Source organism: Nocardioides palaemonis (assembly GCF_018275325.1).
Lineage (GTDB): Bacteria > Actinomycetota > Actinomycetes > Propionibacteriales > Nocardioidaceae > Nocardioides > Nocardioides palaemonis.
In genome coordinates this window covers 862,601-875,850 of record NZ_JAGVQR010000004.1, presented here as the reverse complement: position 1 = coordinate 875,850, position 13,250 = coordinate 862,601, and the positions used below count along the sequence as shown (strand labels likewise).

The 13,250-nt window shown below is 73.5% G+C and carries 16 protein-coding genes; 15 read left to right on the top strand and 1 reads right to left on the bottom strand.

The window, feature by feature from the left end:
* Nucleotide 1: 1 nt before the first annotated feature.
* A complete protein-coding gene (flgN, locus tag KDN32_RS19950; protein ID WP_307854235.1) occupies nt 2-532 on the bottom strand; it encodes a flagellar export chaperone FlgN in 531 nt (176 codons plus the stop codon).
* A gap of 212 nt (nt 533-744) precedes the next feature.
* On the opposite strand from flgN, the gene KDN32_RS19945 reads away from it, so the two are divergent.
* The 15 genes from KDN32_RS19945 to KDN32_RS23040 all read left to right on the top strand — a co-directional run bounded on the left by KDN32_RS19945 (nt 745) and on the right by KDN32_RS23040 (nt 13,246).
* Nucleotides 745-1,635 carry a sigma-70 family RNA polymerase sigma factor gene (locus KDN32_RS19945; protein ID WP_307854234.1) on the top strand — a complete coding sequence of 297 codons (891 nt, stop codon included), beginning with the start codon at nt 745-747 and terminating at the stop codon, nt 1,633-1,635.
* 156 nt (nt 1,636-1,791) lie between these two features.
* Nucleotides 1,792-2,589, top strand: coding sequence for a flagellin N-terminal helical domain-containing protein (locus KDN32_RS19940; protein WP_211734150.1), 798 nt, complete (start codon nt 1,792-1,794; stop codon nt 2,587-2,589).
* 97 nt (nt 2,590-2,686) lie between these two features.
* Nucleotides 2,687-4,018, top strand: coding sequence for a flagellar filament capping protein FliD (gene fliD, locus KDN32_RS19935; protein WP_211734148.1), 1,332 nt, complete (start codon nt 2,687-2,689; stop codon nt 4,016-4,018).
* A 10-nt stretch (nt 4,019-4,028) separates the two neighbouring features.
* Nucleotides 4,029-4,430 carry a flagellar export chaperone FliS gene (fliS, locus tag KDN32_RS19930; RefSeq protein ID WP_211734144.1) on the top strand — a complete coding sequence of 134 codons (402 nt, stop codon included), beginning with the start codon at nt 4,029-4,031 and terminating at the stop codon, nt 4,428-4,430.
* Nucleotides 4,427-4,765, top strand: a complete 339-nt coding sequence (locus KDN32_RS19925; protein WP_211734142.1) for a hypothetical protein — start codon at nt 4,427-4,429, stop codon at nt 4,763-4,765. The genes fliS and KDN32_RS19925 overlap by 4 nt, the downstream gene beginning before the upstream one ends.
* A 214-nt stretch (nt 4,766-4,979) precedes the next feature.
* Entirely contained in the window at nt 4,980-5,339 is a 360-nt protein-coding gene (locus KDN32_RS19920; RefSeq protein ID WP_211734140.1) for a flagellar basal body rod protein FlgB, read from the top strand.
* Nucleotides 5,339-5,731, top strand: a complete 393-nt coding sequence (locus KDN32_RS19915) for a flagellar basal body rod protein FlgC (RefSeq protein WP_211734138.1) — start codon at nt 5,339-5,341, stop codon at nt 5,729-5,731. The genes KDN32_RS19920 and KDN32_RS19915 overlap by 1 nt, the downstream gene beginning before the upstream one ends.
* The gene (fliE, locus tag KDN32_RS19910; RefSeq protein ID WP_211734136.1) at nt 5,731-6,057 is read left to right on the top strand and encodes a flagellar hook-basal body complex protein FliE; all 327 of its coding nucleotides are present in this window, start codon (nt 5,731-5,733) and stop codon (nt 6,055-6,057) included. Before KDN32_RS19915 ends, fliE begins: the two co-directional genes overlap by 1 nt.
* A complete protein-coding gene (fliF, locus tag KDN32_RS19905; RefSeq protein WP_211734134.1) occupies nt 6,054-7,649 on the top strand; it encodes a flagellar basal-body MS-ring/collar protein FliF in 1,596 nt (531 codons plus the stop codon). Before fliE ends, fliF begins: the two co-directional genes overlap by 4 nt.
* The gene (gene fliG, locus KDN32_RS19900; protein WP_211734132.1) at nt 7,649-8,659 is read left to right on the top strand and encodes a flagellar motor switch protein FliG; all 1,011 of its coding nucleotides are present in this window, start codon (nt 7,649-7,651) and stop codon (nt 8,657-8,659) included. The genes fliF and fliG overlap by 1 nt, the downstream gene beginning before the upstream one ends.
* Entirely contained in the window at nt 8,643-9,224 is a 582-nt protein-coding gene (locus KDN32_RS19895; protein WP_211734130.1) for a FliH/SctL family protein, read from the top strand. Before fliG ends, KDN32_RS19895 begins: the two co-directional genes overlap by 17 nt.
* Nucleotides 9,221-10,522, top strand: a complete 1,302-nt coding sequence (locus KDN32_RS19890; protein WP_211734128.1) for a FliI/YscN family ATPase — start codon at nt 9,221-9,223, stop codon at nt 10,520-10,522. The genes KDN32_RS19895 and KDN32_RS19890 overlap by 4 nt, the downstream gene beginning before the upstream one ends.
* A complete protein-coding gene (locus tag KDN32_RS19885) occupies nt 10,522-11,001 on the top strand; it encodes a hypothetical protein (RefSeq protein ID WP_211734127.1) in 480 nt (159 codons plus the stop codon). Before KDN32_RS19890 ends, KDN32_RS19885 begins: the two co-directional genes overlap by 1 nt.
* Nucleotides 10,998-11,969 (top strand): transglycosylase SLT domain-containing protein, encoded by a 972-nt coding sequence (locus KDN32_RS23045; RefSeq protein ID WP_211734125.1) that lies wholly within the window; start codon nt 10,998-11,000, stop codon nt 11,967-11,969. Before KDN32_RS19885 ends, KDN32_RS23045 begins: the two co-directional genes overlap by 4 nt.
* Nucleotides 11,966-13,246 carry a flagellar hook-length control protein FliK gene (locus KDN32_RS23040; RefSeq protein ID WP_211734122.1) on the top strand — a complete coding sequence of 427 codons (1,281 nt, stop codon included), beginning with the start codon at nt 11,966-11,968 and terminating at the stop codon, nt 13,244-13,246. The genes KDN32_RS23045 and KDN32_RS23040 overlap by 4 nt, the downstream gene beginning before the upstream one ends.
* Nucleotides 13,247-13,250 lie beyond the last annotated feature (4 nt).

Sequence of the window (13,250 nt, the reverse complement as noted above, 5' to 3'; positions counted from 1 at the left end):
CTCAGAGGCTCCGGTCCACGAGCCGGTTGCGGGAGCCGTCGGCGGTGGCGGTGCCGTCCGCTGCGTAGCCGTCGACCGACTCGCCGAGGCTGAGGAGGGTCTCGCGCGCCGAGCGGTAGCCGGCGGAGATGAGGTGCTTGTTGGAGTCGGCGAGGGTGGCGATCTCCGCGGTGAGCGTCACGAACGCCTCGCGGTGCTCGGTGAGGATCGTGGTCCACGGGTCGCCGGCCGCCTCCGCGAGCGCGGCCAGGCTCGGGTTGGCGCTCATGCCGGCCACGGCGGCGGCGTCGTCGGCGGCGACGGCACGCAGCACCTCGGTCTCGCGGATGGTGCCGAGCAGCGCGTCGATGTCGCGGGTCGCGTGGGCCAGCCAGCGGCTGCGACCGCTCGCCAGGACGAGCTGCTCGACCTCGAGGCGGTAGTGCAGCTCGGAGAGCAGCTCGCGCTCGCGCCAGAGGACGAGGGAGAGTCGCTCCATCGTGGCGGTCGCGGTTCCACCCGCGACGAGGCGGGCCTGATCGGTCAGGTTCACGCCCGTCCCATCGGTCGTCGTCACGGTGACCTGAGGACTTCCCCGAGGTTTTGACCGGGACGTGCCACGTGTGCACGCACGGTGCAGGTGGTAACCGCATAGTCCGAACGGGCCATGGTCGTGTGGGACGTCGGTCCCCGTTCTGTTACTCCTTTGACCCCTTCCTCCTCGAATCGGTAACAAACTCCCTCGGGCTCCACAAGGCTCGACCCGTGACCACCCCCGCAGCTTCCCCCGCCGCCTCCCTCGCCCCGTCGGGCGCCGTCTCCCTCCCCCTGGAGACGCCCGACCAGGACGACCTGGTGACCCAGCACATCCCGCTCGTCGGCCACCTGGTCCGCGAGGTGCTCTCCCGGGTCCCGGCGCACGTCGACCGCGACGACCTGACCTCCGCGGGCCTGACGGCCCTCGTGATGGCGGCCCGCGGCTTCGACGCCGCGCGGGGCGTGCCGTTCGCCCGCTACGCCGCGACCCGTGTCCGGGGCGCGCTGCTCGACGAGCTGCGCGGCGTGGACTGGGCGACACGCTCGGTCCGCCGGACCGCCCGCAACCTCGACGAGACGCGGATGCGCCTCACCCACACCCTGGGCCGCGTGCCCACCGACGCCGAGCTCGCCTCGGCGCACGGCATCCCGGTGGAGGAGGTGCTGGCCAACCGCGAGGACCTCGCCCGCGCCCAGGTGATGTCGCTGGAGGCCGGCGACGAGCACGGGTCCTACGCCGACTCGAGGCCGTCGTCCACCCCGACGCCGGAGCAGGCGCTCGAGCACACCGAGCTGCTCACCTACCTCTCCGAGGCCGTGGCCGAGCTCCCCGAGCGGCTGCGCCGGGTGGTGCAGGGCTACTTCCTGGAGGAGCGGCCGATGGCCGAGCTCGCCGCCGAGCTCGGTGTCACCGAGTCGCGGATCTCCCAGCTGCGCGCCGAGGCGATGGTCCTGCTGCGCGACGGCCTCAACTCCCAGCTGGCCCCCGAGCTGGTCCCCGCCCACGACCGACCCGACGGTGTCGCCGCGCGTCGCCGCGAGGCGTACTTCGCCGCCGTGGCCGACCGCCACGCCGCCGTCGCGCGCACCTACGTGCCCCGGGTCGCCACCAGCGCCTGAGCCATGTCCCGGCGCGAGGACGACGAGGCTGCGAAGCGCGTCGAAAGAATCTCCCTCGAAACCCTCAGGTGGGACCCGGGCCCGCCGAACAGGACCTCGACGGAGTCCACGGACGGACTCCAGCTCGTGACTCAGAAACCACGGAAGGAATCCATCATGGGTCTTCGCATCAACCAGAACATCGACGCCGCCAACTCGTACCGCAACCTGTCGGTCACGCAGGGCCAGATGTCGAAGTCGCTCGAGAAGCTGTCCTCCGGCTTCCGGATCAACCGCGCCGCCGACGACGCGGCCGGCCTGGCCATCTCCGAGGGCCTGCGCTCGCAGGTCGGCGGCCTGAAGGTCGGCGCCCGCAACGCCCAGGACGGCGTCAGCCTCGTGCAGACCGCTGAAGGCGCGCTCACCGAGGTCCACTCCATGCTGCAGCGCATGAACGACCTCGCCGTGCAGTACAACAACGGCACCCAGGGCACCGACTCGCAGGCGGCGCTGAGCTCGGAGTTCACCGCGCTCAAGGACGAGATCACCCGGATCAAGGACAACACCAAGTTCAACGGCACCGACCTGTTCGGTGGCACGGCGCTGACCTTCCAGGTGGGCTACGACAGCACCGACACGATCGACGTCTCGGCCACCGCGCTCGCCGACTTCACCGCCGGCACCGCGATGGCTGCGATCGACATCACCGACAGCAACACCCTGCAGGAGGCCATCACCGAGGTCTCCACCCAGCGCGCCGACCTCGGTGCGACGCAGAACCGCTTCGAGCACACCATCAACAACGTGAACGTGGCGATCGAGAACCTGTCGGCGTCGGAGTCGCGGATCCGCGACACCGACATGGCGCAGGAGATGATGGGCTTCACCCGCTCGCAGATCCTCTCCCAGGCCGGCACGGCCATGCTGGCGCAGGCCAACCAGGCCTCGCAGGGCGTCCTCTCCCTCCTGCGCTGACAGCAGCGCTGACGGGACAGCACGACCGCGGTAGCCGGGCCGGTCGCACGACCGGCCCGGCCACCGGGTCCCCGGGATCCAACGACGGAGGACGACGATGAGCTCATCGGCCAGCGTGAGCGGCCTCGGCAGCGGCCTGGACACCGCGTCGATCATCGACCAGTTCATGCAGCTCGAGGCGTCCTCCCAGACCCGGCTCAAGACGCGCCAGACGTCGGAGAAGTCGATCGTCACGATCCTGCAGGGAATCAACACCAAGCTCGCCGCGCTCGCCACCCTGGCGACCGACCTCGGCAAGGCGTCGGCCTGGAACCCGGTCACCGCGACCAGCTCGGACACCAAGGTCGCCGTCTCGGCGACCACGTCGGCGGGCCCCGGGTCGTTCTCGCTCCGGGTCGACCAGACCGCGACGACCCACCGCCTCGAGCTCGCCGACACGGTCGGGCGCACCACGGCCGGCACCGTGCCGACCACCGTCCGCCTGGACCGGCTCGACGGCTCGACGCCGCTCGACCTCACCACCGACGGCACGCTCGCCGGCCTGGTCACCGCGCTCAACGACCCGGCCAACGCCACCGGCGTGCGGGCCACCGCGGTGAAGGTGGGCACCGACCAGTACCGGTTGGTGGTGGAGTCCTCGGCCACGGGGGCCGAGGAAGACTTCACCCTCACCGCCACGGACGGCTCCGCCCTGCTGGGCGGGGCGACGGTCCGCGCCGGCCGCGACGCCCAGGTCACGGTCGGGGACACGATCACTGCCACGTCCTCGTCCAACACCTTCTCGGACCTGGTGCCAGGGGTCACCGTCACGCTCGCGGCCGGCGCCACGGCCGGCACCACCTCCGAGGTGGTGCTGGCCCGGGACCAGTCCGCGGCCTCGAAGGCGCTCAAGGGCATCATCGACGCGGTCAACTCCGTGCTCGCGGACATCGACACCCAGAGCAAGGCCAGCGGCACCGGCACGCGGGGCCCGCTCGCGGGCGACACCAACGTCCGCACGGTCCGCGACCAGCTGATCAACAGCGTGTTCCCCGGCGACGGCACCAGCCTGGCCGACCTCGGCATCCAGACCGACCGCTACGGCAAGCTGGTCCTCGACGAGTCGGCCTTCCAGAAGGCCTACACCGCCGACCCGACCTCCGTGCAGACCCGGCTCACCGCGTCGGGCACCGGCTTCGTCACCCGTCTCGGTGCCGCGGCGAAGGCGGCCAGCGACCGGGTCGACGGCACCCTCACCACCTCGATCACCGGCCGCAACGACACGATCACCCGCCTCGGCAACGACATCGCCGACTGGGACATCCGCCTCGAGCTGCGGCGCTCCACGCTCACCCGGCAGTTCACCGCGATGGAGACGGCGCTCAACCAGATGAACAGCCAGTCGTCGTGGCTGTCCAGCCAGATCTCCTCCCTCACGACCTCGGGATAAGGACACCCCCATGGCCTACGCATCCGCCTACTCCGGCACCGCCTCCTCCGCCTCCTACCTCCAGGCGTCGGTCGAGACCGCCAGCCCCGCGCGGCTGCTGGTCATGCTCTACGACCGCCTCGCCCTCGACTGCCAGCGCGCCATCGGTGCCCAGGAGTCCGGTGACCACGCCGAGGCGCACGAGCAGCTGCTGCACGCCCAGGCGATCGTCGCCGAGCTGCAGTCGTCGCTGCGGCCGGAGGTCTGGGAGGGCGGCCCGGCGCTCAACAGCCTCTACGCCCACCTGATGGTGCAGCTGGTGAAGGCCAACGTCGAGCGCGACGTCGAGCGCACCCGCCACTGCCTCGGTCTCGTCGAGGGCCTCGGCGACGCGTGGCGCCGTGCCGCGCTCGACACCGCGCGGTCGGCATGATCGGCCGGCTCCCCGGCGACGACGACCTCGCCGACGTGGTGCGCTCGTGGCGCGACGCCCTCGAGGCGCTCGAGCACGACGTCCGGGTCGCCGAGCGGATGCTCACCGGCCCCCTCGACGGCGACACGTCGGTCCCCGCCGCCTCGGGCGCCTGGGTCCCGCCGCAGACCGGCGGTCCGATCCCGGACGCCCTGGTGGCCCGGGCGCGTGACCTGCTCAGGCGCCAGGACGTCGTGCGCGAGGGCCTGGCCCGGGCGCTCGAGCAGACCCGCGTCGGGCTCGCGCAGCTGCGCCCCGTGGACCGCGCCCCGGTCTACGTCGACATCTCGGCCTGACATCTCGGCCTGACATCTCGGCCCGACGTCGGGCCTGACCATGCCGGCACCACCTCCGGGTGGTGCCGGCATGACCCGTTCGGGTGGTTCTCGACCCTCGCCTCCCCCAACTCCTCATCTGTCGGCCCACCGGGCCGATGCAGCACGTGAGCAAGGAGTGCTCACCCCCTTCGCGCCGATGGACCGGCCGCCCTTCTCCAGCAGGAGGACCCCCGTGTCCATCGGCATGCCCGACGCCGTCTCCTCGGTGCTCGCGACCGCCCTCGACGGCCTCGCGACCCGGCAGAACGTGATCGCCGACAACATCGCGAACGTCGACACCCCGGGCTTCCGCGCCCGCGCGGTCGACTTCGAGTCCTCGCTCGCCTCCGCCCTCCAGCGAGGCGAGATGCCGGCCGGCGGCATCACCCCGACCTCCGTCCCGACCGACGCGCCCGCGGGCCTCGACGGCAACAACGTCGACCTCCGCAAGGAGTCGCTCGCGGCGATGCAGACCCAGTTCCAGTACCAGATGGTCACCCGGGCGGTCTCCGACCGGTTCTCGATGATCACCACCGCGGCGGGCGCGGTCTGATGGGCGCCTTCGACATGCTGCGCATCGCCAACAGCAGCCTGGGCATGCACCAGACCTGGCTCGACGCGCTCGCCAACAACATCGCCAACGCCAACACCGTCACGGCCACCAACCAGGACGCCTTCCAGGAGCAGATGGTCGTCGCGACGGCCCTGCCCGAGGGCGGCGTCGAGGTCTCCGGCATCGAGGCCGGCGACCCCAACGGGATCATGGAGTACGCGCCCGACCACCCGCTGGCCGACGCCAACGGCTACGTCAAGACGCCCGCCATGGACATGTCGGTGCAGATGACCTCCCTCGTCCAGGCCCAGCGCGGCTTCCAGGCGTCCGTCCAGGTCACCAAGACCGCACAGGACACCTACGCCGCGGCACTCCAGATCGGACAGCGCTGATGAGCATCGGTGGCATCGAGTCGATCGGGTTCACCCCGCTCGCCGCACCCGCCGTCGCGGCACCCGCGCCGGTTGCCCCCTCGGCGACCGCGGCGACGAAGGGCCCCGACTTCGGCAGCATGGTCCTCGACGGGATCCAGCGCCTCGAGGGGCTGCAGGACAACGCCGACACGCTCGCGGTCCGCGCCGCGTCCGGCACCCTGCCCAACATCCACGACTACACGCTGGCCGCCAGTGAGGCCGAGGTGGCCACCAAGCTCACCGTCGCCGTGCGCAACAAGGCCATCGAGTCGTTCAGCGAGATCATGAGGATGCAGGTCGGATGAGGACCGGGATCACGCAAGCACTGGACCGCTACCGGCGCGGCTTCGCGCTGTTCAGCCCCGGGCAGAAGGTCGTCGCGATCGTCGGCACGAGCGCCCTGCTGCTGGCGGCGTTCATGGTGTTCCGCTGGGCGTCGGCGCCGTCCTACGCGCCGCTCTTCACCGACCTCTCGCCCGAGGACGCCTCTGCGGTCGTCGAGCAGCTCAACGCCGACGGCGTGAAGTACGAGATCGGTGACGGCGGCGGGACCATCTCGGTGCCCCAGGACCAGGTCTACTCCGAGCGCATCGCGCTCAGCGGCCAGGGCATCCCGTCCAGCAGCGGCAGCGACGGCGGCTACTCGATCCTCGACGGCCAGGACATCTCGACCTCGCAGTTCAAGGAGCAGACCGACTTCAAGCGGGCCATGGAGGGCGAGCTCGCCACGACCATCGAGGCCATCGACGGCGTCGACACCGCCGTCGTGCACCTCGCGCTCCCGCCCAAGCAGGTCTTCGCCGAGCAGCAGGACCCCGCGACCGCCTCGGTGCTGGTCGACACCCGAGCCGGCGTCCAGCTCTCCGAGGACCAGGTCCAGGCGATCGTCCACCTCGTCGCGTCCAGCATCGACGGCCTCGACCCGTCGAAGGTCACCGTCGCCGACTCCAGCGGCCGGGTGCTCTCGGACGGGAGCGCCACCGGCGCCGGCGTCGCCACCACGCAGAACCGCCAGCAGCAGGACTACCAGGACCAGCTCTCGGCCAAGGCGCAGGCGATGCTCGACCGGGTCTTCGGCCCCGGCAACTCCTCGGTGCAGGTCACCGCGGTGCTCGACTTCGACAAGACGACCACCGAGACCACCACCTACGGCAAGGACAAGAAGGTCCCCGTCCTCTCGGAGTCGGTGCAGAACGAGACCTACAACGGCACCGGCACCCCGAACGGTGGCGCCAGCGGCGTCGTCGGACCCAACACCGGCCTCGGCACCGGCACCACGACCGGCAACGGGACCTACGACAACTCCTCGACGGTGCGCGAGAACGGCATCGACAAGGTGGTCGAGCAGTCCGAGACCGCGCCCGGCTCGATCAAGTCCCTCCACGCCGCCGTGGTCATCGACACCAACTCCAAGGTCGCGGTCGACCCCGCCCAGATCAACGCGCTGGTCTCCTCGGCCATCGGCCTCGACACCAAGCGGGGCGACACCATCGAGACCTCGTCGGTGCCCTTCGACACCTCCGTCGCCGACGCGGACGCCGCTGCGCTCAAGGCGGCGAAGGCCGCCGACGCCAAGGACGCCCGCAACGCGATGATCCGCAACGGTGCGCTGGGCGGCCTGGTCCTGCTGCTGGTCGGCCTGGCCTGGCGCCGGCAGCGCAAGCAGGCCAAGGCCCGCGACGAGGCGACGTCCTACGTCGTCGAGCAGCTGCGCCAGGAGCAGGCCGCCCGCGCCGCGCTGGCCGCCCAGTCGGCGCAGTCCGAGGCCCAGACCGCGCTCGCCCTGGCCGCCGTCGAGCCGGCCGACGAGATGCGCGAGGAGCTCATGGCGCTCGTCGAGCGCCAGCCCGACGAGGTCGCCTCGCTGCTGCGCGGCTGGCTGGTGGAGCGTCCCTGATGAGCGTGATGACGAACACCGGTGCCCGCAAGGCCGCCATCGTGCTGGTGCGGCTGGGCAAGGAGCGTGCCGCCGAGGTGCTCTCGCACATGAGCGAGGAGGAGGTCGAGGCGATCTCCGCCGAGATCGCCGCGCTCGCATCGGTCGAGCCGAACGAGGCGAAGTCGGTCATGGGGGAGTTCTCCAGCCTGCTGGCCGCGCGCCAGCACCTGCTCCAGGGTGGCATCGACCTGGCCCGCGACCTGCTGCGCCGCTCGCTCGGCGACGACAAGGCCGAGGAGGCGCTGGAGCGGCTCACCGCCCGCGCCATCCAGCTGCCCTTCCAGTTCCTCGGCCGCGCCGACCCCGGCCAGCTGCGCTCGTTCATCCGCGAGGAGCACCCGCAGGTGATCGCCCTCGTGCTGGCCCACATGACGGCGGAGAAGGCGTCGCTGGTCCTCTCCGGCCTGTCGTCGGAGCTCCAGGCTGAGGTCGCGCACCGGATCGCGGTCATGGACCGCGCGAACCCCGAGGGCGTCCGCATCGTCGAGTCGATGCTCGAGCGCCGGCTGTCGTCGGTGCTGCAGCCCAGCGACTCCTCGCACGTCGGCGGCCTCGGCCCGCTGGTCAACATCATCAACCGCGCCGACCGGTCCACCGAGCGCCAGATCGTCGAGGGCCTCGAGGCGCTCGACGCGAGCCTGGCCGAGGAGGTCCGCAGCCGGATGTTCATGTTCGAGGACGTCGTGGGCCTGTCGGACCGCGACGTGCAGCAGGTCCTGCGCCAGGTCGACACCGGCGAGCTCGCCCTCGCCCTCAAGGGCGTCCCGGACCAGGTGCGCGACAAGATCACCCGCAACCTGTCCGAGCGGGCGGCCGAGAACGTCCTCGAGGAGGTCGAGCTGCTCGGCCCGGTCCGCCTCACCCAGGTCGAGGAGGCCCAGCAGGCCGTCATCCGGATGATCCGCTCGCTCGAGGAGCGCGGCGAGATCGTAGTGCGGCGAGGAGGCGACGATGAGTTCGTCGACTGACCTGACCCGCCCCGACGTGCTGCGGATGCCCGAGCTGCGCACCGTCGAGGCCACCCACGACTCGGCCCGCGCCCAGGGCTACGCCGTGGGCTGGGCCCAGGGCCGCCGCGACGCCGCCGCCGCGGTGCGTGCCGAGGCCGAGCAGCAGGCGGCCGCCGTCGCGGCCGCCGAGGCCCGCCGTGAGGCCGAGCACGCCGCGGCCGTCGCGGCGCTGCACGAGGCCGCCGCGCAGGCCCACCGCGCCCTGGCCGAGACCTGCCGCCGGGTCGACGAGCAGGCGAGCGTGATGGCCCTGGAGCTGACCCGCGAGCTGGTGGGCGCGGTCGGTGCGGACCCGGTGCACCTGCTCGACCGGGTGGTCGGGCTGCTGCCGCACCACGCGGTCGTGTCGGTGCGGCTCAACCCCGCCATCGCCGCGGTCGCCGGCGAGCTCGCCGACCACGGCATCACCGTCGTGGCCGACCCGTCGCTCGCCCTCGGCGACGCGGTGGCGCACGCCGAGGACCACGTGGTCGACCTGCGCGTCGACGAGACGATCGCCCGGCTCGCGGAGGTGCTGCGATGAGCGTGCTCACGCACGAGCTCCGGGTCCGCGCGCTGCAGGCCGTCGCGCCGCTGCAGCTGGGCCAGGTCGCCGAGCTGCTCGGCCTCCAGGTCCGGGTCACCGGGCTGCCGGCCGCGGTCGGTGACCTCGTGGCCGTCGAGGGCCGTACGACCGTGCTGGCCGAGGTGGCCGCCAGCGGCCCCGCCGGCCTCACCTGCCTGCCGCTCGGCGACACCACCGGCCTCCGGGTCGGCGACGTCGTCCGGCACACCGGCGGCCCGCTGCGGATCCCGGTCGGCGACGAGCTGCGCGGCCGGGTGCTGGACGGGCTCGGCCGGCCCGTCGACGGCGGACCCTCGCTCGCGCACCTGCCGGTCGTCGACGTCGGACAGTCCGCGCCCACCGCGCTCAGCCGCCCGCGCATCGAGCACCAGCTCGGGCTCGGCGTCCGCGCCCTCGACGCCCTCACCCCGTGCGGCCGCGGCCAGCGGATCGGCATCATGGCGGGCTCGGGCGTCGGCAAGTCCAGCCTGCTCTCCATGGTCGCCCGTGGCACCGAGGCCGAGGTCTCGGTCATCGCCCTGGTCGGCGAGCGCGGTCGCGAGGTGCGCGAGTTCATCGAGAACGACCTCGGACCCGAGGGCCTCGCCCGGTCGGTCGTCGTCGTGGCCACCTCCGACGCGCCTCCGGTCGAGCGGCTGCGCGCCGCCGGCGTCGCCACCCGCATCGCCGAGCACTTCCGCGACAGCGGCAAGCACGTCGTGCTGATGATGGACAGCCTGACCCGCGTCGCGATGGCCCAGCGCGAGATCGGGCTGTCGGCCGGCGAGCCGCCCGCGACCAGGGGCTACCCGCCGAGCGTCTTCACGCTGCTCCCGCAGCTGCTCGAGCGTGCGGGCACGTCCCCGACCGGCAGCATCACCGGCCTCTACACCGTGCTGGTCGAGGGCGACGACATGCAGGACCCGATCGGCGACACCGCGCGCTCGATCCTCGACGGCCACGTCGTGCTCTCCCGGCGCCTGGCCACCTCCGGTCACTTCCCGAGCATCGACGTCCTGGAGTCGATCTCCCGCGTCACCGGCGCGGTGACCGGCCCCGAGCAGCGGGCCGACGCGACCCGGCTGCGCCGGCTGCTCGCCGCGCACCGGTCGGTGCGCGAGCTCGTCGAGATCGGTGCGTACGTCTCGGGCGCGGACGCCGACGCCGACGTCGCGCTGGCCCGGATGCCCGCGATCGACGCGTTCCTCCGCCAGGACATGGACGACACGACGCCCGTCGCACAGACGTGGCAACGACTGCGTGAGCTGGTGGCCTGATGGCACGCACCCCCGACCAGGACCCGGACGCCGGCATGCGCGCGGTGGCCCGCGTGCGCGGCGTCCGCGAGCAGGACAGCCGGCTCGGCCTCGCGCACGCCGCTGCCGAGGAGCGCGCCGCCGAGCAGCGGCTCGCCGCCGCTGCCGCCCACCTCGCCGCGACGACGGACCCCGACGCCATCGACCCGGCCAGCTTCGCCACCGCCCGCGTGGCCGCCGCCGGCACGGCCGCCGAGGTGATCGCGCTCCGCGCGGCCCTGGCCACCGCCGTCACCTTCACCACGACGGCGCGCGAGCACTGGCAGCGCGACCGCACCCGCCTCGCCGCCGTCGAGCTGCTGCTCGAGCGCCGCGAGGAGCGCCGCCGCGAGGAGCGGGCCCGGCGCGAGCGGGTCGAGGTTGACGACCTCGTCTCCGCCCGCTGGCTGCGGGCCCAGGCCCTCGAGCTGCCGGCCGCCGAGCTGGAGGCCGTCCGATGAGCATCACCGACGTCACCGCACGGATCTCGCAGATCCAGGCCCAGCTCGCCCTGCTGCCGCAGGCGTCCGGCGTGGGGTCGACCGGGTTCTCCTCGGTCATGTCCCGCACCGCGCTCGGGTCGACCGCGGGCACGGTCACCGGCGACCAGGTCGTGGCCAAGGCCCGCGAGATGGTCGGGCTGCCCTACGTCTGGGGCGGCACGGACCCGCAGCGCGGGGTGGACTGCTCGGGCCTCGTGCAGTCGGTCTACTCCTCCTTCGGCATCGAGCTGCCGCGGCTGTCCGCCGACCAGGCGCGCGCCGGAACGCCGGTGGCGAGCATGGCCGAGGCGCAGCCCGGCGACCTGATCGCGTGGGACAACTCCGGGCGCAACGTCGGCGCCGACCACATCGCGATCTACATCGGCGACGGCCAGATGATCGAGGCCCCGCGGCCCGGCGGCCACGTCCAGGTCGTCCCGGTCACCACTCCCCCCGACTACATCCGCCGCGTCCTGCCCGGCACGACCAGCTCGGTCGCGCCGATCGGCGGAGCCGTCCCGGTGACGTCGACCTCGGCCGTCGCCGGCAGCGGCGGCCTGCCGGCCGGCACGCCGTACGCCGACCTCTTCGCGCGGGCCGGCGCCGCGCACCACCTCGACCCCGCCCTGCTCGCGGCGGTCGCGAAGCAGGAGTCGGGCTTCGACCCGCAGGCGGTCAGCCCCGCGGGCGCGCAGGGGCTGATGCAGCTGATGCCCGCGACGGCGAAGAGCCTCGGGGTCAGCGACCCCTTCGACCCCGCGCAGGCCGTCGAGGGCGCCGCCAAGCTCCTCGACCAGCTCCTGGTCCGCTTCGGCTCCATCGAGATGGCGCTCGCCGCCTACAACGCCGGGCCGGGCGCGGTCGCCCGCTACGACGGGGTCCCGCCGTACCCCGAGACCCAGAACTACGTCCAGTCGATCATGTCCAGCTGGCAGGAGGCCGCATGAGCATCACGCCGATGAGCGCCGGACCGTCCGTCGCGCCCGCCGTCCCGGCGGCCGGGGAGACGACCGCGGCCGGCGACCCGGCAGCACCGGGGTCGTTCGCCGCGCTGGTGGCCGACCTCCTCGCCGGGACCGCCGGGACCGCCGGGACCGCCGGGACCGCCGAGCCCGCCGGGGCGCCGGTCCCGACGGACGGGGCCGAGCCGGCCGAGGTGACCGACGAGGGCGCCGCCGACGAGGGGGCGGTGCCGGCCGACGTGCTCGCATCGACCGTCGCCCCCTGGGCTGCCGTGGCCGCCGCGCCGCAGCAGCCCGCGCCCCCGCAGCAGACCGCCTTGCCGGTCAAGGACGCCGCCGGGCCGACCGCCGCCGGCCCCGTGGCCGGCGTGCTCCACGGCCAGGTCGTCACCCGCGCCACGACGACGCCCACCGGGGGCACCGCCGTGCCGACCAGCCCCGTCCCGGGAGCCACCACGGCCCCGACCTCGACCGACGGCCCGGGCGCGGACGCTCCCGTCGCAGCCCCGGGTGCCGCGGATGCCACGGGCACCCCGGTCGGACCGGCGAGCGGCGACGCGTCTGCCGGGGACCCCGCGACCGCCGACGGCGACCAGCCGGCCGCCGCGCAGCAGGTCTCCCAGCCGGCCGCGCCCCAGCAGGCCACCCAGTCCGCCCCCCAGCCGACCCTCCAGCCGGACCCCGCGAGCACCGTGCTCGCCACCCCGGCCGTGACGGCACCCAGCGCCCCCGCAGCCCCGGCCACGCCGGTCGCCGACGTGCGCCCGGCACCCGCGATGACGCAGGTCGTGCCGGAGGTGACCCGGCTGGTGTCGCGCGGGGACGGCGTCCACCGGCTCACCATGAAGCTCCAGCCCGAGGCCCTCGGCGAGGTGCGGGTGACCCTCACCGTGCGTGACGGCGCCGTCCAGGTGCAGCTCACCGGTGGCGAGCACGCGGCGCGCGCCCTGGCCGAGGGCGCCCCGGAGCTCCACCGGGTGCTCGAGATGGCCGGCGCCGTCGACGCGCGGGTGGTCGTGCGCGACCTCGCCGGCCAGCAGACCGCGACCACCGGGCAGCAGCCCGGGACCCCCGACCAGTCGTACGGCGCCCAGGGCTCCGGCGGCGACGCCTCCGCTCCCGGACGGGACGGCGGCCAGCAGGACCAGCACGCACGGACGCGTGGTGGAGCAGCAGCCAGGGACGGCCTCACCGACGGAGCGACCGTGCTCCGTCCCGACCCGGTCCGGAGCGCCCCGCGGGGCGTCGACCTGACCATGTGAGGAG